Here is a 19,204-nt window from a genome sequence, read left to right on the forward strand (position 1 = left end):
GGCCGCTGTTTCGAGGCCGGCCGCAAGCAGGGCGCGCAAATCACACTTTAGAGGGATCAAGCACCTGTGACCGCTGGCTATAGTCGGGCCAGGGGATTTTTCAGGAATGGGGGAGGGCGCTGCGCATCATCGATGTGCGACGCCACGGGCAGGAGCCGGCTTTACCAGGCGCTCGAGCCGTTCTTGAAAGGACTCACTGCCATAACAATAAAGTACATGGAGTAGCGTCGATGACATCTGCAAACCCGTTCTGGCGCCGGGCAAAACTGCCACTGGCAGTCAGCCTCGCTTCTACGCTCGCAAGTCCTGCTTTCGCTGTCAGCTTCAACATTGGGGAAATCGAAGGCCAGTTCGACTCGTCGCTCTCCGTGGGCGCCAGCTGGTCTACGGCCAATCCGAACAAGAACCTCATCGGTGCCAACAACGGCGGCAGAGGGTTGTCGCAGACCTCCGACGATGGTCACCTGAACTTCAAGAAGGGCGAGACCTTCTCGAAGATCTTCAAAGGTATCCACGACCTCGAACTCAAGTACGGTGACACCGGCGTGTTCGTCCGTGGCAAGTACTGGTACGACTTCGAGCTCAAGGACGAAAACCGCGAGTTCAAGGACATCAGCGACTCCAACCGCAAGGAGGGCGCCAAGTCCTCGGGTGCGGAACTGCTCGATGCCTTCGTCTACCACAACTACAACATCGCCGACCTGCCGGGCACCGTACGCCTGGGCAAGCAGGTGGTGAGCTGGGGTGAGAGCACCTTCATCGGTGGCGGTATCAACTCCATCAACCCCATCGACGTCTCGGCGTTTCGCCGCCCAGGCGCGGAGATCAAGGAAGGCCTGATCCCCGTCAACATGTTCTATGTGTCGCAGAGCCTGACCGACAACCTGACGGCAGAAGGCTTCTACCAGATCGAGTGGGACCAGACGGTCGTCGACAACTGCGGCACGTTCTTCTCTCAGCCTGACGTAATTGCCGATGGTTGTGACAACAACCTGGCCGTGCTGGCCACACGCTCCAACGTAGCGCGGGGCCTTGGGGCACTCTCGGGGCCGGCACTGCGTGCGCTGACCGCGCAAGGGGTGAGCTGGGGCTCGCCTGACGAGGGCGTGATCGTACGTCGCGGTCCCGACCGTGATGCTCGTGACAGCGGTCAGTTCGGTCTGGCCCTGCGCTATATGTACGAACCGCTGAATACCGAGTTCGGCGGCTACTTCATGAACTATCACAGCCGTGCACCGATCTTCAGTGGTCGTGGCGCTGCGGCCCGTTTCTATAACCCGGCCAACCTGGCAGGCGCTCTGATCGGCGCTGGGGTTCCACCTGCTGCTGCAACCAACCCGGCCTTGCTCCAGCAGCTCATGCCGCTCTATGTAGCGGGCAACTCCAGCTACTACGTGGAGTACCCCGAGGATATTCGCCTGTACGGTTTGAGCTTCTCCACGACCTTGCCCACTGGCACGGCCTGGAGCGGTGAAATCAGCTACCGGCCGAATGCGCCGGTGCAGTTGAACACCACCGATATCCTGTATTCGGGCCTGACGCCGCTTGACCCTAACGCATCGGTCCTGAGGGGCACGGCCAACACCGATCAGCCAGGTTATCGCCGTAAAGAAATCACCCAGCTGCAAACCACCTTCACCCACTTCTTCGACCAGGTGATGGGGGCAGAGCGTCTGACCATGGTTGGTGAGGTGGGCTGGACCCACGTGGGCGGCCTGGAAAGCACCTCCAAGGCACGCTATGGCCGTGACCCGGTGTACGGCCCGGGGCCGCTGCCCAACGGTCGTTGCCAAAGCCTGAACGCCAGCACCCTGGCGGGCGCCGAGAAGAACAACCTGTCGCGCTACTGCGAAAACGAGGGCTATACCACCGCCGACTCCTGGGGTTATCGCGTACGCGCCATCTGGGACTACAACAACGTCTTCGCCGGCGTGAACCTGCGCCCCAGCGTGGCCTGGTCCCACGACGTCGATGGCTACTCCCCTGGCCCTGGCGGCGCCTTCGAGGAAGGCCGCAAGGCGGTCAGCCTGGGCCTGGACGCCGAGTACCAGAACACCTACACCGCGAGCCTGTCGTACACCAACTTCTTCGACGGCAAGTACACCACCGTGGATGACCGCGACTTCGTCGCTCTCAGCTTCGGCGTGAACTTCTAAGCACATTGATCCAGGACGACAACAGAATGAAAACGACCACACGTCTGCTGCAAGCCGGTGTACTGGGCCTGTCCCTGTTGGCTACCAGCGTCATGGCTGCGGTTTCCGCCGACGAGGCGGCCAAGCTGGGCGCATCGCTGACCCCCATGGGGGCGGAGAAAGCCGGCAACGCCGATGGCTCGATCGGCCCGTGGGAACCTCTGTCGAAGAGCGCTGGCAGCGCCGACAGCAAGGGCTTCCTCTCCGACCCTTACGGCAGTGAAAAGCCCCTGTTCACCATCACCGCGCAAAACGTCGACCAGTACAAGGCCAAGCTTTCGCCTGGCCAGCTGGCGATGTTCCAGCGCTACCCGGACACCTACAAGATCCCGGTGTACAAGACTCATCGCGGTTCCACAGTGCCGGACGACGTCTTTGCGGCGATCAAGCAAAACGCCACCAAGACCACCCTGGTGGCGGGCGGTAACGGTCTGGAGAACTTCCAGACCGCCGTACCTTTCCCGATTCCCAAGGATGGTCTTGAGGTGATCTGGAACCACATCACCCGCTACCGTGGTGGTAGCGTGACCCGCCTGGTCACTCAAGCCACCCCGCAGCAGAATGGCTCCTATAGCCTGGTGTACTTCCAGGACCAGTTCGTCTTCCGCGACAAGATGAAGGACTTCGATCCCGCCAACCCGGGCAACATCCTGTTTTATTTCAAGCAGGAAGTGACTGCGCCAGCCCGCCTGGCCGGTACCGTACTGCTGGTTCACGAAACCCTCGACCAGGTCAAGGAACCGCGCAAGGCGTGGATCTACAACGCCGGCCAGCGTCGGGTACGCCAGGCACCGCAAGTGTCGTATGACGGCCCGGGTACTGCCGCGGACGGCCTGCGCACCTCCGACAACCTGGACATGTACAACGGTGCCCCGGACCGCTACGACTGGAAACTCGAAGGCAAGAAGGAGATGTACATCGCGGCCAACGCCTTCAAGCTCGATGACCCGAAACTCAAGTACGGCGACATCATCAAGGCCGGGCACATCAACCAGGATCTGTCGCGTTACGAGCTGCGCCGTGTATGGCATGTGGTCGCCACGCTCAAGCCGGGCCAGCGCCACATCTATGCCAAGCGTGACTTCTACATCGACGAGGATACCTGGCAAGCCGCGGTGATCGACCAATACGACGGCCGCGGGCAACTGTGGCGTATCTCCGAAGCCCACGCCCAGCCGTACTACAACGTGCAGGTGCCGTGGTACACCCTGGAAGCCATCTACGACCTGCAGTCTGGCCGTTACCTGGCCCTGGGCATGAAAAACGAAGAGAAGAGTGCCTACAACTTCGGCTTCAGTGCCAGCAAGGCCGAGTTCCAGCCAGCTGCCTTGCGTCAGGCGGGGGTGCGATGAACTGACTGCCAAATACTTCTTGTGAACTCCCAGAACGCCCCGGCTTGCCGGGGCGTTTCTGTTTTAACGGGTAATTGATGCCGAGCACCTTCGAGGCGATTTGATTGATGGGGTGTCATCAGCCGAGATGATAGCCATCGCCAGTGTTTCTTTTTGTCGTAGTCTTTTTTGGCTAAATCGCCGCCATCATCTTCAAATGCATAGCATTTGCCGCTAGTCTCGCAAAATTCCATATCGCCGTAGTCTTCCAACAGAACGAGCCGGCCATGACAGACCTGTCCCGTATGCATGGAGTCGCCAGCCAGGCCTTGGGCCTGCTGGACGGGCGTTTCTTCAGGCCACCCCTGCCCGACGCCCACGTACCGAGAGCCCGCCTGTGCCAGCGCCTGCAGGCGGGGCTGGATGGGCGCTTGCTGTTGGTCAACGCGCCAGCAGGCTTCGGCAAGAGTTCGCTTGCCATCGAGTTCTGCCAGGAGCTGCCTGGCCATTGGCGCAGCCTCTGGCTGGGCCTGAGCCAGCGCGACGCCGACCCTGGTCGCTTCCTCGAGCGCTTGCTTGAAGGGCTGCAGCAGTTCTGCCCGGCCTTGGGAGGCCAAGCCCTGGGGCTGCTGAAAATGCGCCAGCGCCACCAACCCTTTGCCTTTGAAGAGTGGCTCGATGGCTTGCTCGACGAGCTTGCGCTCTATCTGCAGCCCGATACCCCCCTGTTGCTGGTCCTGGACGACTACCACCTCGCCCAAGGGGCAGTACTCGATCGCTGTCTGCAGTTTTTCCTCAATCATCTGCCTGCCGGGTTGGTGCTGCTGGTCACCAGCCGGCAGCGGCCAGACTGGCACCTGGCGCGCTTGCGGCTGTCGCGCCAACTGGTCGAACTCAACGAGCAGGACTTGCGCCTGACGCCTGATGAAGCCCTCGCGGTGATTGGTCGCCAACCCACCGGCTTGCGTGGCCAGGCGCTCGATAACCTGATCCAGCGCAGTGACGGTTGGGTGGCCGGGCTGCGTTTCTGGCAACTGGCGGCCAGCGAGTCGGGTGATGAGCATGCCTTGCCGCAGGCGTTGCACGGTGGCGAAGGCTTGATCCGTGACTACCTGCTCGAGGAAGTCATCGATATGCTGCCCGCGCCGGTGCAGGCATTTCTCTACGACACCGCTTGCCAGGAGCGCTTTTGCGCCGAGCTGTGCGACGCGTTGCGCGAGCGTGAGGACGGTGCGCAGGTGCTGAGCTATCTGCAGGCCCATCAGGTGTTTCTGGTACCGCTCGACGAGCATGGGCGCTGGTTCCGTTACCACCACCTGTTCTCCGACCTGCTGCGCAGTCGGCAGGCCAGCGAGCCGCTGGCGAGCCTGCACTTGCGTGCCTGTCGTTGGTTCGAGGGCCAGGGGCTGCTGGATGAGGCGGTAGAGCAGGCATTGCGTGCCGGGCATCTCGACGTGGCGGCGGACCTGGTGCAGAGCTTGTCGGAGGAGCAACTGCTGGCCGAGCAGAACGTCGGCATGCTGCTGCGCTGGAAAATGGACCTGCCTGACAGCCTGCTGATCAGCACGCCCCGGCTGATCGTGCTGTACAGCTGGGCCTTGGGGCTGGCTTGCCAGCTGGACGCGGCCGAAGAGCTCGCAGGGTATCTGAGCCGCTTCTTGCCGGCACCGTCGGCCACGGCGCAGAAGTCGATGCTGGCCCAGTGGCTGGCGCTCAGCGGGGTGATCGCCCGCGGCCGCGGCGATCGCGAGCGCACCCTGGCTTACTGTACGCAAGCACTGCGCAGCTTGCCTCGCAAGCGTTACGGGCAACGCCTGGTGTGTCTGTCCACGCTGTCCAACCTGGCCATCGCCGATGGTGATTTCTGGCGGGCGCGAGGCTGGAATCGCGAGGCGCTCGAGTTGGCCCAGCGTGTCGGCAACCCGTTGTTCGAGGCGTTGGCGCATTACGACCGTGCACGTGTGCTGCATGCCCGTGGCGAAGTGCGGCGTGCGCTGGATGAAGTGCGTCAGGGCTTGCAGCGGCTGCAAGGGTTGTCGGGGCAGCGGCTGTATGCCGTGCGGGCCCGGCTCACCTTGTACGAAGGCTATCTGCTTGCGGCCAGCCTGCAGCCTGGCCAGGGGCGCGCACGCTTGCGTGCGGGGCTCAGCGAAGCGCGCACCTGCCGAGATATCAGCGTGCTGATCGGCCACTGCGTGATCGCTTCGCTCGAGGGGCGTGAAGGGCGTTTCACCGAGGCGTTCTCGGAGCTGGCCGAGGCGGAGCGGCTGATGCACATCTGGGATGTTCCGCCGATCTTCTACCTGGCCATGATTACGCTGGTGAAGTGCGAGCTCTGGATCGCCCAGGGGCGCACCGACCTTGCCGAATCCTGGCTGCTGCGCCTGGGCCAGACCTACGGCGGCAAGCAGCCCGCCGCAGCGCCAGAGTTTCACCCGTTGCTACCCTTGCACATCGAGCTGCAACAGGCGCTGCTCGATCGTGTGCTGCAGCGCCCGCGAGAGGCCGAGTCGCGCTTGCAGGCACTGGTCGAGCGTGGCCAGGCCAATGGCGGCATGACACTGGTGGTCAGTGCGTTGTGCCAGCTGATCGAGCTGTTGCTGGCCGAAGGCCGTGAGCCCGAAGCCTGCAAGCGCCTGGCGCATGCCATGGAGGCTGCCCAAGGGGGCGCGCTGCAGGCCTTCGCGCGGCTTGTCGAGGAGCATCCGCAGTGGTTGCGCGATCAACTAGAGCTCAGGGCTGCCTGCCCGGCCCAGGCGGAGCTGCTTGCGCGCTTGCCCGAGGCGCTGAGCACCGCCAATGGGGCCTCTGAAGCCTTGAGTGCGCGCGAACTCGCGGTGCTGGAGCTGATTGCCCAGGGCTGCTCGAACCAGCAGATCAGCGAGCGGCTGTTCATTTCGCTGCATACGGTCAAGACCCACGCCAGCCATATCAACAGCAAGCTTGGGGTAGAGCGGCGCACGCAAGCCGTCGCCAGGGCCAAGTCTCTGGGCATGCTGGCCTGAAGGCTGGCCCAGATGCACGCCGGTCGTTAAGATGGTGGCCACTAGCTACCCTGGCGCACTGCTTTTTCCCCACTCATCTTTGTGCAGAAGCTGCCGATACACAGTTCGGCGTCTTGCATTGCCACGCGCCAATTTCCCTTCTTCCTTTTACGGGTCGTGTTGATGCTGCAGTACGGGCAAAAAAGCTTTCTGATCGTCGACGACTTCACCGACTTTCGCACGTCGACACGCTCCATGTTGCGCGAACTGGGTGCTCGCGACGTGGACACCGCCGACAGTGGCGAGCAGGCGCTGCGCATGTGCGGGCAAAAGCGCTATGACTTCGTGTTGCAGGACTTTCACCTGGGCGACGGCAAGAAGAACGGCCAGCAGGTGCTTGAAGACCTGATTCTCGACAAGCTGATCAGCCATGAGTGCGTGTTCATCATGGTCACCGCTGAAAGCAGCCAGGCCATCGTTCTGAGCGCCATCGAGCACGAACCTGACGCTTACCTGACCAAGCCATTCAACCGCGTAGGCCTGGCCCAGCGCCTTGAAAAGCTGGTTCAGCGCAAGACCCTGCTCAAACCGATTCTCCAGGCCCTTGACCGTGGTCGTCCGGCTGAAGTGCTGACGGCCTGTGCCGAGCTGTGCAAGCAGGACCCACGCTTTGCGCCGCTGTGCCTGCGCTATCGTGCCGATGCACTGCGCGATCTCAACCGCTTCGACGAACTGGAAAAGTTCCTTAAAGGCATTCTCGCCAGCCGCCCGCAACCCTGGGTCTACGCGGCGCTGGGCAGCCTGCTGTACAAGCGCGGCCAGCATGCCCAGGCGCAGGGTGTATACGAACAGGCGCTCAAAGCCTTCCCGATCATGCCCAGCCTGTATGACGGCATGGCCGAGGTGCTGGTGGCCCAGGGCGAGAGCCGGCGTGCCCAGCACATGCTTGAGGAAGCGGTACGCCTGTCGCCACTGGCGGTGCGCCGGCAAGCGGCGCTGGGCAAGCTGGCGCTGGACAATGCCGACTTCGAGGGCGCTTCGAAAGCGTTTCGGCATGCGGTCAGCCAAGGCCAGAGTTCGCGCTACAAGAGCGCCGAAACCAACCTGGGGCTGGCCCAGGCATTGATGAACAAGAATGCCGGCAACGGTCTCGACGCGCGAACCCGGGTCGAGATCAACAGCGTGCTCAGTGAAGTGGCCAAGGAAAACGTCGAGGACCAGGGCCTGCAAGTGCGGGCGCGGTTGATGAAGGCGGCGAGCCTGCAACAGGCGGGCGATGCGGAAACAGCCGCCAAGCTCACCGAACAGGCCATGCAACGGCTGGAGAAGATGGAGCAGTTCTTCTCGGTCGAGGCGGCGCTGACCGTGGCCAAGCAACTGCAGCAGCTGGGCCAGGACGCGGCGGGCACTTCGATTCTCAAAGGATGCGTGGAAACCTACGGCGACGACCCCAAGGTGATGCAGAGCGTGGCCAAGCTTACCGATGACCCGGTGGTGCTCGGCGCTGTGACCGAAGCGGTCGACCTTAACCGTCAAGGCGTGCGCAGCTACCAGGGCGGGCAGCTCAGCGAGGCGCTGGGCATGTTCCGCAAGGCGCTGTCGCTGCAGCCGAAGAACATCAGCATCGCCCTCAACACCGCCCAGGCGCTGCTGCGCATCGGTGGCGAGACACCGCCACCGGCATTGATGGAGGAGTGTCGCAGCTGCCTCACCAGCGTGGCCGGCATCCCTGCCAGCGACAGCCGCTACGACCGCTACCGCAAACTGCACATCCGGGTCTTTGGCGCATGAACCACGACAACCAGGGGCTGGATTTCTCCACGGTGATCGCCTCCACCGTGCACGACCTGAAGAACTCGCTGTCGGCGTTGATCCAGGCGCACAACCAGTGGCTGGCGCGCTTGCCCGAGGCGCTGCAGGGCGGTGCCGAGCAGGGCGTGATGGAGCACGAGTTTCGTCACCTCAACGGCATGCTGGTGCAGATGCTGGGCCTGTACAAACTTGGGGTGAACCAGCTCCCGGTGTGCCCGGACTACCATGAGCTGGACGACTTCATCGAGTCGCAACTGGCCGCGCACGAGGAGGTGCTCAAGCATCGCGACATCCTCGCCACCTGGCGTATCGACACCGAGAGCCCGCTGGGTTTCTTCGACCGTGAACTGGTGGCATCGGTGCTGGCCAACGTGCTGACCAACGCCATCCGCTATGCCGGCCACACGTTGCTGATCGGCATCGAGGAGGAGGGCGAGCAGCTGGTGATCAGCGTCAACGACGATGGCGCCGGTTATCCACAGCGCATGCTCGAGCGCCAGCAGGATTACGTGCAGGGTATCGATCAGCAGAGCGGCAGCACCGGGCTGGGCTTGTACTTCGCTGCGCGCATCGCCGCACTGCATGAGCGCAATGGCGTGCATGGGCGGATCGAGATCGCCAACGGCGGGGCGCTGGGGGGCGGGTTGTTCAGGTTGTATCTGCCCTGAATATTGCTGATTGCTGAGGCTGCATCCCAAGGTCATGTGAGAGATGTCTCTCAAGCAGCACATGGGCTTTCATCGGCGTCGAGCGGATGACAATGTAGATACGCCGTTTCTACATTTCACTTGCCATCGTCGGGAGGGTTTCTACTATGTATCTACCTTGGGAGATACTTATGCAGATCAAGATTCAGCAATGGGGCAACAGCGCAGCGATTCGTCTGCCTGCGACGATTCTCAAGCAAATGCACCTGAGCGTGGGCTCGACCCTGAGCCTGGATACTTCCGGTGAGACTCTGGTGCTCAAACCCGTCAGATCGAAGCCCGAGTACAGGCTCGAAGAGTTGATGGCGCAATGTGACCTGACAGCCCCGGAACCCGCAGATATGGCCGACTGGAACGCAATGCGTCCGGTGGGGCGTGAGGCTTGAGGCGGGCCAGGTTCGACAGGGGTGATATCGTCCGGATCAACCTGGATCCCACGGTCGGTATAGAACAGCAAGGCGCTGCGCGTCCTGCGCTGGTGCTGACGCCCGCCATGTTCAATACCTCAGGGCTCGCGGTGATCGTGCCGATTTCACAAGGTGGGGATTTCTCCCGGCACGCAGGTTTTGCAGTTACCCTGAGCGGCGCCGGTACCCAGACGCAAGGTGTGATGCTGTGCAATCAGCTACGCACGGTAGACCTCGAAGCGAGGGGTGCCAAGCGCATCGAATCCGTTCCCGAGGCCGTGATCCTGGACGCCCTGGCGCGTGTTCAAACCCTCTTCGATTAATTGTGTGCAGTGTCCTGTCATGGAAAAACCATCCGTAGCGCTCATCCGCGAAACCTTCCCCGTCGGCCCCTTGCAGTGCAACTGCACGCTGATCGGCGACCCGCTCAGCAAGAAGGCCATCGTCGTCGACCCGGGCGGTGACGAGCAGAAGATCCTCGCCCGTCTGCAGCACCATGGCCTGACCCTGGTGAGCATCATCCACACCCACGCCCACTTCGATCACTTCCTTGCCTCGGGCAGGCTCAAGGAACTGACCGGCGCCACCTTGCACCTGCACAAGGATGACCAGCCGTTGTGGGACAACCTCGAGATGCAATGCCAGATGTTCGGCATGCCCTACACGCCCGTGCCTGCACCGGACCGCTGGCTGAGCGACGACGAGGAACTGGCCTGTGGTTGTGGCGTGGCCCTGCACACGCCAGGGCATAGCCCGGGCTCGATGAGCTTCTGGTTCGCCGAGCAGAAACTGCTGATTGCCGGCGACACCCTGTTCCGCCGTGGTGTCGGCCGCACCGATTTGTGGGGTGGTGACCAGCGGACTATCGTTCGTTCCATCAAGGAACGACTGTACCGCCTCGATGAAGATGCCATCGTGGTGACTGGCCATGGCCCGGAAACCCGACTCGGCGACGAAATGCGCGAAAACCCGTTCGTGCGTGCCTGAGGTTGCATGGAATTTTTCCGCTTTGCTGCAATCCAAGGCTGGCACAGATCCGCGAGTGATCCGCTGCACTTTTGAATTTCAGTAGGAGCTTGTCCATGTTCACCATGCGTCGTCTGATTATCGTCGCTACCGCCGCTGCCCTGATGTCCGGTTGTGCCAGCCCCAACCCGTATGACAACCAAGGCCAGGCGCAAGGCTCAACAGGGATGAGCAAAACTGCCAAGTACGGTGGCCTGGGCGCGCTGGCCGGCGCCATTGCCGGTGCCGCCATCGATCACAACAACCGCGGCAAGGGTGCGCTGATCGGCGCCGCCGCAGTGGGCGCCGCCGCCGCTGGCTACGGTTACTACGCCGACAAGCAAGAGGCCGCGCTGCGTGCGCAAATGGCCAACACGGGCGTCGAAGTGCAGCGTCAGGGTGACCAGATCAAGCTGATCATGCCGGGCAACATCACCTTCGCCACCGATTCGGCGAACATCGCCCCAAGTTTCTACTCGCCGCTGAACAACCTCGCCGGTTCGTTCAAGCAGTTCAACCAGAACACCATCGAAGTGGTCGGTTTCACCGACAGCACCGGCAGCCGTCAGCACAACATGGACCTGTCGCAGCGCCGCGCCCAGGCCGTCAGCAGCTACCTGACCTCGCAAGGTGTCGATGCATCGCGGGTGACGGTGCGTGGCATGGGCCCTGACCAGCCGATCGCCAGCAATGCCGATGCCAATGGCCGTGCGCAGAACCGTCGGGTTGAGGTCAACCTGAAGCCGATTCCGGGCCAGCAGTATGACCAGCAGGGTACCGTGCAGCAGTACCCGTAACGCTCCACAGCTGAAATAGATCGCGGGGCAAGCCCGCTCCCACGACTTAACGTGGGAGCGGGCTTGCCCCGCGATGCTTTTTATCAGCGCACGGTGCTGGCCTGGATCGCCGTCAGCGCAATGGTGTGCACGATGTCATCCACCTGTGCCCCGCGCGGCAGGTCGTTGACCGGCTTGCGCAACCCTTGCAGCATCGGCCCGAGGCTCACGCAGTCGGCACTGCGCTGCACCGCTTTATGGGTGGTGTTGCCGGTGTTCAGGTCGGGGAACACGAACACCGTGGCGCGCCCTGCCACAGGGCTTGCGGGGGCCAGCTGGCGGGCGATCTCGGGGTTGGCGGCAGCGTCATACTGCAAGGGGCCGTCGATCAGCAGGTCGTGCTCGGCCTGCTGCGCCAGCCGCGTGGCCTCGCGTACTTTTTCCACTTCCTCGTCACTGGCGGCCGAGTCGCTGGAGTAGCTGAGCATCGCCACCCGTGGCGCGATACCGAACGACTCGGCAGACTCGGCGCTCTGCCGGGCAATTTCGGCCAGTTCGGCGGCGCTGGGATGCGGGTTCATCACGCAGTCGCCATACACCAGCACCTGGTCCGGGAACAGCATGAAGAACACCGACGACACCAGGCTTGCACCCGGCGCGGTCTTGATCAGCTGCAAGGCCGGGCGGATGGTGTTGGCGGTCGAATGCACCAGGCCAGAGACCAGTCCGTCGACCTCACCCAGGGCCAGCATCATGGTCGCGATCACCACCGGGTCTTCCAGCTGCTGCTCGGCCATCGGCGCGTTGAGGTTCTTGCTCTTGCGCAAATCGACCATAGGTTCGACGTAGCGGGCACGGATCAGGTCGGGGTCGAGCACTTCCAGATCGGGCGGCAGGCTGATGCCCTGGGCACGCGCCACGGCTTGCACCGCTTCGGGCTTGGCCAGCAGCACGCAACGGGCGATACCGCGTGCCTGGCACAGGGCGGCGGCTTGCACCAGCAAGGGCTCGGCGCCTTCGGGCAGGACGATGCGCTTGTTGGCCTGCTGGGCACGCTGGATCAGTTGGTAGCGGAACACCGCCGGCGACAGACGCAGCTCGCGCGGCGTGCCACAGCGCTGGTGCAGCCAGGCGGCATCGAGCTGGCTGGCGACGAAGTCGGTGATGAACTCGGCGCGCTCGCGGTCGTCCACCGGGATCTCGCGGTTCAGCGAGTTGAGCTGATTGGCGGTGTCATAGGAACCGGTGCTGACCGAAAGGATCGGCAGGCCGGCCTGCAGTGCGCCGCGGCACAGCTCCAGGATGCGTGGGTCGGGCTTGCTGTCGCTGGTCAGCAACAGGCCGGCCAGGGGCACGCCATTGATCGCCGCCAGGCTCACCGCGAGGATGATGTCGTCGCGATCGCCCGGCGTCACCACCAGGGTGCCCGAAGTGAGCAGCGGCACGGTGTTGGCCACGGTGCGGGCGCAGATGATGATCTTGTTCATGCGCCGCTGGTCGTAGTCACCGGCATTGAGCACCTGAGCGCCGAGCAGCTCGGCGACGTCGCGGGTGCGCGGTGCATTCAGGTCAGGCTGGTAGGGAATGCAGCCGAGCAGGCGGAAATCGTTGCCGCGCAACAGCGGTGAGTGCTCGCGCAGCCGCGTGGCGAAGTCGGCCATGCTTTCGTCGGTGCGCACCTTGTTGAGGATCACCCCGAGCACTTTCGGGTCCCGCGGGCCGCCGTACAACTGGGCCTGCAGTTCGACACGCCCGGACAGCTCGCTGAGCACCTCGTTCTCGGGCGCCGACACCAGGATCACCTCGGCATCCAGGCTCTTGGCTAGGTGCAGGTTGACCCGGGCCGCGTAGCTGGCGTGGCGGGTCGGCACCATACCTTCGACCACCACCACGTCCTTGCCCACACAGGCTTGCTGGTAAAGGCGGATGATTTCTTCGAGCAGTTCGTCCAGTTGGCCGTCCCCCAGCATGCGCTCCACATGGCCAAGGCTCAGTGGCAGGGGCGGCTTGATGCCATGGGTGCGGGCAACCAGCTCGGTAGAGCGCTCCGGGCCGGTGTCGCCGGGGTGCGGCTGGGCAATCGGCTTGAAGAAGCCGACCTTGAGCCCGGCGCGCTCCAGGGTGCGGATCAGGCCCAGGCTGATGGAGGTGAGGCCGACACCGAAGTCGGTCGGCGCAATGAAAAATGTCTGCATGCGTGCTTCTCGAAATAAGCGGTGCAAGGAAATCAACGGCCAAGGGTATCGCTAACCGCACCCTGGGCGCACCAGCCACAGTGGAATACCTGGCCGATGCGGCGTTCGCGCTCGCCGGGCTCGAGCACCCAGGGCCGCGCCTGCCAGGGCGGCTGGTGACGCAAGTGCTGGGTGTGGCCGCAGGAAAGCTCGACCACCCAGTGGCCTTCCTCGTCCTGATGGAAGCCAGTGATCAGACTGACGGGCCTCCCTTCGTCCATGGTCGGTTCGCAATCGGACGGTGCCTTGGTTACACTTCCCCGCTCTACATTCTTTTGCAAAAGGTCCTGCCCCATGCTGATCGCCGCCAACAAGGCTGTCTCCATCGACTATACCCTGACCAACGACGCCGGTGAGACCATCGACAGCTCTGCCGGCGGTGCGCCGCTGGTTTACCTGCACGGTGCCGGCAACATCATCCCAGGCCTGGAAAAAGCCCTGGAAGGCAAGCAGGCCGGCGACGAGCTGACCGTTGCCATCGAACCCGAAGAAGCCTACGGCGAATACTCGGCTGAACTGGTCAGCACCCTGAGCAGCAGCCTCTTCGAAGGCGTGGACCAACTGGAAGTCGGCATGCAGTTCCACGCTTCGGCGCCGGACGGCCAGATGCAGATCGTCACCATCCGCGACATCGACGGCGACGACGTGACCGTCGACGGCAACCACCCGCTGGCCGGCCAGCGCCTGAACTTCCAGGTCAAGGTTGTTGACGTGCGTGACGCCAGCGAAGAAGAAATCGCTCACCGTCATATCCACGGTGAAGGTGGCCATCACCACTGATTTTCTGCGCTAAGCTCAGAGAGTCGCCAGGCGCTCGGGCAAGCCGGACATCCTCAGGGAGTGGACGGTTTGGCTGCGCGCCTTTTTAGTGGGCGCAATTCGCCCCAGCGACAACCGGGAACCTGAGAGGGGATCAACATGAGTGTATTTCACGACCTGACGTTGAAGGCGCTGAACGGCGAAGACCTGCCCCTTGCCCCGTTCAAGGGCCAGGTGGTGCTGGTGGTCAATGTCGCCTCCAAGTGTGGGCTTACGCCGCAATACGCGTCGCTTGAGAAACTCCAGCAGCAGTTCAAGGGCAAGGGTTTCAACGTGCTGGGGCTGCCGTGCAACCAGTTTGCCGGCCAGGAGCCAGGCAGCGCGGACGAGATCCAGGCGTTCTGCAGCCGCAACTATGGCGTGAGCTTCCCGCTGAGCGAAAAGCTCGACGTCAACGGCTCGGAGCGTCATGCCCTGTATCGGTTGCTGGCCGGCGAGGGCGCCGAGTTTCCTGGCGATATCACCTGGAACTTCGAGAAGTTCCTGGTGGGCAAGGATGGTCGCGTGCTGGCGCGTTTCGCGCCGCGTACCGCGCCGGACGATCCAACTGTCGTGCAGGCGATCGAGAAGGCCTTGGCCTGATTTGCACCCTGTGGGAGCGGCTTTAACCGCGAAGCAGGCAACGCGGTGCATGGCACCGGCCATGCCGGTGTTCGCGGCTAAAGCCGCTCCCACAGGTTCGCGCGAATCAGCAAGCGCTGTGCAGTTCGGTGAGATCTCAGCCTGCCCCGCGCTCATCTGGGATACCTGCCAATCACCCCGATCAATAATGCTGTGCCCACCCACCCGCTACCCCTAAGCTCAGGCGCATTTCCTCACCCGTCGGGAGCGCCGCATGTCCAGCAACCCTCTGTTCCAGTCTTTCACCCTTGGCACCCTCGACCTGCCGACCCGTGTGGTCATGGCACCGATGACCCGTACCTTCTGCCCCGGTGGCGTACCCCATGACGGCGTGGTCGAGTACTACCGTCGCCGTGCCGCTGCCGGTGTCGGCCTGATCATCACCGAAGGCACCACGGTTGGCCACAAAGCCGCCAACGGCTACCCCAACGTTCCACGCTTTCATGGCGAAGATGCGCTGGCCGGCTGGAAGCGCGTGGTCGAAGCCGTGCATGCCGAAGGCGGGCGGATCGTGCCGCAGCTGTGGCACGTGGGCAGCGTGCGCCGGCTGGGCACCGAGCCGGATGCCAGCGTGCCGGGCCACGGCCCGAGCGGCAAGGACAAGGACGGCAAGGTCGTGGTCCATGGCATGAGCCATGACGACATCCGCGAGGTGATTGCCGCCTTCGCCCAGGCTGCCCGTGATGCCCAGGCCATCGGCATGGACGGCGTCGAGATCCACGGCGCCCATGGTTACCTGATCGATCAGTTCTTCTGGGAAGCCAGCAACCGCCGCGATGACGAATATGGCGGTGACCTGGCCGGGCGTTCACGCTTTGCCATCGAACTGATCCAGGCCGTGCGTGCTGCGGTGGGGCCGGACTTCCCGATCATCTTCCGCTTCTCCCAGTGGAAGCAGCAGGACTACAGCGCGCGCCTGGTGCAAACCCCAGAGGCCCTGGCGGCGTTCCTCGAGCCGCTGTCCGAGGCGGGTGTGGATATCTTCCATTGCTCCACCCGGCGCTTCTGGGAGCCGGAGTTCGATGGCAGCGAGCTGAACCTGGCCGGCTGGACCCGCCAACTCACCGGCAAACCGACCATCACCGTGGGCAGTGTTGGCCTGGACGGCGAGTTCCTGCAGTTCATGGTCGATACCGACAAGGTGGCCAAACCGGCCAGCCTGGAAGGGCTGCTGCGCAGGTTGCAAGCCGAGGAATTCGACCTGGTGGCGGTGGGCCGCGCCCTGCTGGTAGATCCGCAGTGGGCGCAGAAAGTGCGTGAAGGGCGCGAGGCGGATGTGCTGCCGTTCAGCCGCGAGGCGCTGACGACCCTGGCTTGATCGCCACGGCATGGGCTGGCGCCTGCTCGCTCACGAGCGCGCCGGCACGGCAGGCGTCGCGCAGGTACCCTTCGAACTGCTCGACGATCGCCGGCCAGCCCTGGCGGCTGGCATGCTGGCGGGCGTTGAGGCGCACCCTGCGCAAGGTTTCGTTTTCTTCCAGCAGCCAGCAGGCGGCATCGATGAACGCTGCCTGGTCACCCGGCATGGCCAGGGCGCCGCTGTGGCCATGGCGGATGTGCTGGGCGGCGGCGGCCTCATCGTAGGCAACCACCGCCAACCCGGAGGCCATCGCCTCGAGCACCACGTTGCCAAAGGTCTCGGTCAGGCTCGGGAACAGGAACAGGTCGCCGCTGGCGTAATGTTCGGCCAGTTGTTCGCCGCGTTGCGCACCGCAGAACAGGGCATTCGGTAACTGCTGCTCAAGGATGGCGCGCTGCGGCCCGTCACCCACCATGATCAGGCGCAGTCGACGCTGTGGATAACGTGCTTGCAGGGTGTCCAGGGCAGGGCGCAGCAGGGCGAGATTCTTTTCCGCAGCCAGGCGCCCGACATGCACCACGGCAATGTCATCGGCCGCCAACCCCCACTGTTCGCGCAGGGCCTGGCTGCGCCGCGCCGGGTTGAACAGGCAGGCATCGACACCCCGCGCCATCAGGCCCAGGTTTTCGAAGCCACGTCGCTCCAGTGCCAGGCGCTGGCTGGCGCTGGGTACCAGGGTGATGGCGGTGCGCCGGTGGAACCAGCGCAGGTAATGGGTGAGCAACCGCGTCAGCAGGCCCAGGCCATACTGGCCCGAGTACTGCGGGAAATTGGTATGAAAACCACTGACCACCGAAATGCCCAGGCGCCGCGCCGCGCGCAGGGCGCTCAGGCCCAGCGGGCCCTCGGTGGCGACGTACAGCACATCCGGGCGCTGGCGGCGCCAGCGCCGCAGCAACTTGTGCATCGACACTTCGCCCCACTGCAGCCCGGGGTAACCCGGCAATGGCCAGCCACGGCACAGCAGCAGCTCACCCTCCGTACCGGGCTCGTCGTCGCTCGCCTGGCGCGGGCGGATCACCTCTACCTGATGGCCCCGCTGGCGCAGCCCGGCATCGAGGCGGCCAAGGGTATTGGCCACACCGTTGATCTCCGGTGGGAAGGTTTCGCTGACCAGGGTGATGCGCAGGGGCGGTGTATTCATGAGCAAAAGTGTCCGCCGCACCCGTTGCGGGTATGTGACGGCTTTGTGACGTCTGTATGACGCCTGATTTTCGGCGTCTCGCGCAGATGAATTATTCCCGTCAACCGCTCAAGAATCCTTGGGGCGCGGCCGATGAAGATGCATTCGACTATGGTGTGCGCTCCGGGAGAGCGGTGATGTTCAACAGCAAACTGAAGCAAGAAATCCAGCAGCTGCGCGAAGAGCTGATGTCCATCGAACAGGTCAAGAACAGCCTCGACAGCGAGATGCTGGTACTCCAGCTCGATCCCCAGGGGCGCATCGAGACGGTCAACGGCAACTTCGAGACCGAGATGTTCTACCGCGCCGAGCAACTGATCGGGCGCAACATCGAAGACATCGTGCCGGCCCACGTCAAGAAGCTCGATTTCTACCAGCGCATGAAAACCGCCATCACCCATGGCGAGCATCTGAACGGCGCATTCCGCCTGCTGCGCGGCAACGGTGAAGAAGCCTGGCTGCGCTCGATTTTGCAGCCGGTGAAGAACAGCGGCGGACAGATCAAGTACTTCACCCTGCACTCCAGCGACCTGACCCGCACCATCGAAACGTCCCGTGAACATGAAAGCCTGATCAAGGCGTTGATGCGCTCCACCGCCGTGATCGAATTCAACCTCGACGGCCAGGTGCTGACCGCCAACGACCGCTTCCTGCAGGGCATGGGTTACAGCCTGGAGCAGGTGCGTGGCAAGCATCACCGCATATTCTGCGATCCGGAAGAGGCAAACTCGCCGGAGTACAAGGCATTCTGGGAAAAGCTGCGCCGCGGCGAGTTCGTTGCCGACCGCTTCAAGCGCGTCGACGCCCATGGCCGCACGGTGTGGCTGGAAGCTTCGTACAACCCGATCATCGACGCCCACGACGTGCTCTACAAAGTGGTCAAGTTCGCCACGGTGATCACCGACCAGGTCAACCAGGAGCTGGCGGTGGCCCAGGCGGCGGACATCGCCTACAACACCTCGCTGGAAACCGACAACTGCGCGCGCAAGGCCACCGACGTGGTGACCCAGACCGTGGATGTGATGCGCGGGCTGGAAGGCTCGATGCAGGACGCCGCCGACGGCATCCAGGCGCTGGACAAGCAGTCCAAGGTGATCGGCGCGATCATCAAGACCATCAGCGACATCGCCGGCCAGACCAACCTGCTGGCGCTCAACGCGGCCATCGAGGCCGCCCGCGCCGGCGAGCAGGGCCGTGGTTTTGCCGTGGTCGCCGACGAAGTGCGCCAGCTGGCTTCGCGTACCAGCAGCGCCACCGAAGAAATCGCCAAGGTGGTGCAGCAGAACGAGCAACTGGCCCAGGCGGCGGTGGACATCATCGACACCAGCAAGCGCCAGGCCGAACAGGGCCTGGCCCTGGCAGCCGATACCGGCGGGGTGATCGTGGAGATTCAGGAAGGGGCGAAGAAAGTGGTGGATGCGGTGGGGCAGTTCTCCAGCCAGTTGAGTCACTGATCCATTCGCATCACCTGCAATGGCCTCATCGCCGGCAAGCCGGCTCCCACAGATTGGACTGCCCCCAAAAAGTTGGACAGATTAGCTGGCGGCCTGGGCCCTGTACTCGACAGGGCTCAGGCCGTTCAGTTTCTGCTTTATGCGGTCATGGTTGTAGTAGCKCATCGCCGGCAAGCCGGCTCCCACAGATTGGACTGCCCCCAAAAAGTTGGACAGATTAGCTGGCGGCCTGGGCCCTGTACTCGACAGGGCTCAGGCCGTTCAGTTTCTGCTTTATGCGGTCATGGTTGTAGTAGCGGATGTACTCGTCCAGACC

The 19,204-nt window shown here is 63.4% G+C and carries 18 protein-coding genes and 2 pseudogenes; 14 read left to right on the forward strand and 6 right to left on the reverse strand.

Translation table 11 applies throughout. The features are described from left to right. The first annotated feature begins 230 nt into the window (after positions 1-230). Complete coding sequence (locus RTH46_RS23335) at positions 231-2,156, forward strand: DUF1302 domain-containing protein (RefSeq protein ID WP_153787057.1); 1,926 nt, start codon at positions 231-233, stop codon at positions 2,154-2,156. Between the two features lie 26 nt (positions 2,157-2,182). Continuing rightward, positions 2,183-3,547 (forward strand): DUF1329 domain-containing protein, encoded by a 1,365-nt coding sequence (locus RTH46_RS23340; protein WP_110994805.1) that lies wholly within the window; start codon positions 2,183-2,185, stop codon positions 3,545-3,547. On the opposite strand, the gene RTH46_RS23345 is transcribed toward RTH46_RS23340, so the two are convergent. Continuing rightward, positions 3,529-3,798, reverse strand: a complete 270-nt coding sequence (locus RTH46_RS23345; protein ID WP_153787056.1) for a hypothetical protein — start codon at positions 3,796-3,798, stop codon at positions 3,529-3,531. The two genes, RTH46_RS23340 and RTH46_RS23345, sit on opposite strands and share 19 nt — an antisense overlap. 15 nt (positions 3,799-3,813) lie before the next feature. Between RTH46_RS23345 and RTH46_RS23350 the strand changes: the two genes are divergently transcribed. The 7 genes from RTH46_RS23350 to RTH46_RS23380 all read left to right on the forward strand — a co-directional run bounded on the left by RTH46_RS23350 (position 3,814) and on the right by RTH46_RS23380 (position 11,238). After that, positions 3,814-6,531 (forward strand): LuxR C-terminal-related transcriptional regulator, encoded by a 2,718-nt coding sequence (locus RTH46_RS23350; RefSeq protein ID WP_153787055.1) that lies wholly within the window; start codon positions 3,814-3,816, stop codon positions 6,529-6,531. A gap of 162 nt (positions 6,532-6,693) precedes the next feature. Then, positions 6,694-8,301 (forward strand): response regulator, encoded by a 1,608-nt coding sequence (locus RTH46_RS23355; RefSeq protein ID WP_316906746.1) that lies wholly within the window; start codon positions 6,694-6,696, stop codon positions 8,299-8,301. Next, positions 8,298-8,990, forward strand: a complete 693-nt coding sequence (locus RTH46_RS23360) for a sensor histidine kinase (RefSeq protein ID WP_153787054.1) — start codon at positions 8,298-8,300, stop codon at positions 8,988-8,990. Before RTH46_RS23355 ends, RTH46_RS23360 begins: the two co-directional genes overlap by 4 nt. A 146-nt stretch (positions 8,991-9,136) precedes the next feature. After that, positions 9,137-9,415 (forward strand): AbrB/MazE/SpoVT family DNA-binding domain-containing protein, encoded by a 279-nt coding sequence (locus RTH46_RS23365; RefSeq protein WP_153787053.1) that lies wholly within the window; start codon positions 9,137-9,139, stop codon positions 9,413-9,415. Further along, positions 9,412-9,759 carry a type II toxin-antitoxin system ChpB family toxin gene (locus RTH46_RS23370; protein WP_153787052.1) on the forward strand — a complete coding sequence of 116 codons (348 nt, stop codon included), beginning with the start codon at positions 9,412-9,414 and terminating at the stop codon, positions 9,757-9,759. Before RTH46_RS23365 ends, RTH46_RS23370 begins: the two co-directional genes overlap by 4 nt. Before the next feature lie 19 nt (positions 9,760-9,778). Next, positions 9,779-10,423 (forward strand): MBL fold metallo-hydrolase, encoded by a 645-nt coding sequence (locus RTH46_RS23375; RefSeq protein WP_110994809.1) that lies wholly within the window; start codon positions 9,779-9,781, stop codon positions 10,421-10,423. A 95-nt stretch (positions 10,424-10,518) separates the two neighbouring features. Further along, positions 10,519-11,238: an OmpA family protein gene (locus RTH46_RS23380; protein WP_153787051.1), complete on the forward strand. Its 720-nt coding sequence runs from the start codon at positions 10,519-10,521 to the stop codon at positions 11,236-11,238. Positions 11,239-11,321: 83 nt separating this feature from the next. On the opposite strand, the gene pta is transcribed toward RTH46_RS23380, so the two are convergent. Together pta and RTH46_RS23390 are read right to left on the reverse strand one after the other, a co-directional pair. Beyond that, positions 11,322-13,412 (reverse strand): phosphate acetyltransferase, encoded by a 2,091-nt coding sequence (pta, locus tag RTH46_RS23385; RefSeq protein ID WP_153787050.1) that lies wholly within the window; start codon positions 13,410-13,412, stop codon positions 11,322-11,324. 32 nt (positions 13,413-13,444) lie between these two features. Further along, the gene (locus RTH46_RS23390; RefSeq protein WP_153787049.1) at positions 13,445-13,747 is read right to left on the reverse strand and encodes a DUF3565 domain-containing protein; all 303 of its coding nucleotides are present in this window, start codon (positions 13,745-13,747) and stop codon (positions 13,445-13,447) included. Here RTH46_RS23390 and RTH46_RS23395 point away from each other — a divergent pair. The 3 genes from RTH46_RS23395 (at position 13,746) to RTH46_RS23405 (ending at position 16,209) form a co-directional block, all read left to right on the forward strand. Then, entirely contained in the window at positions 13,746-14,231 is a 486-nt protein-coding gene (locus tag RTH46_RS23395) for a peptidylprolyl isomerase (protein ID WP_125465500.1), read from the forward strand. The genes RTH46_RS23390 and RTH46_RS23395 overlap by 2 nt on opposite strands. A gap of 138 nt (positions 14,232-14,369) precedes the next feature. Continuing rightward, positions 14,370-14,852, forward strand: a complete 483-nt coding sequence (locus RTH46_RS23400) for a glutathione peroxidase (RefSeq protein WP_110994814.1) — start codon at positions 14,370-14,372, stop codon at positions 14,850-14,852. Positions 14,853-15,105: 253 nt separating this feature from the next. Then, positions 15,106-16,209, forward strand: a complete 1,104-nt coding sequence (locus tag RTH46_RS23405) for an NADH:flavin oxidoreductase (protein ID WP_316906747.1) — start codon at positions 15,106-15,108, stop codon at positions 16,207-16,209. On the opposite strand, the gene RTH46_RS23410 is transcribed toward RTH46_RS23405, so the two are convergent. Next, on the reverse strand, positions 16,178-17,395 hold the full coding sequence (locus tag RTH46_RS23410; protein WP_316906748.1) for a glycosyltransferase family 1 protein: 1,218 nt from the start codon (positions 17,393-17,395) through the stop codon (positions 16,178-16,180). The genes RTH46_RS23405 and RTH46_RS23410 overlap by 32 nt on opposite strands. A gap of 266 nt (positions 17,396-17,661) precedes the next feature. Here RTH46_RS23410 and RTH46_RS26440 point away from each other — a divergent pair. Beyond that, positions 17,662-18,342, forward strand: a pseudogene (locus RTH46_RS26440) (PAS domain-containing protein); the annotation flags it as partial. Positions 18,343-18,486: 144 nt separating this feature from the next. Further along, positions 18,487-18,888 (forward strand): annotated as a pseudogene (locus RTH46_RS26445) (methyl-accepting chemotaxis protein); the annotation flags it as partial. Between the two features lie 81 nt (positions 18,889-18,969). Here RTH46_RS26445 and RTH46_RS23420 read toward each other — a convergent pair. Further along, on the reverse strand, positions 18,970-19,053 hold the full coding sequence (locus RTH46_RS23420) for an IS3 family transposase (protein WP_410478595.1): 84 nt from the start codon (positions 19,051-19,053) through the stop codon (positions 18,970-18,972). 52 nt (positions 19,054-19,105) lie between these two features. Beyond that, positions 19,106-19,204 (reverse strand): IS3 family transposase (locus tag RTH46_RS23425; protein WP_316906750.1); only part of this gene is annotated, 99 nt, incomplete at its 5' end.

It is taken from the genome of Pseudomonas sp. zfem004, assembly GCF_032621715.1.
Classification (GTDB): domain Bacteria; phylum Pseudomonadota; class Gammaproteobacteria; order Pseudomonadales; family Pseudomonadaceae; genus Aquipseudomonas; species Aquipseudomonas sichuanensis.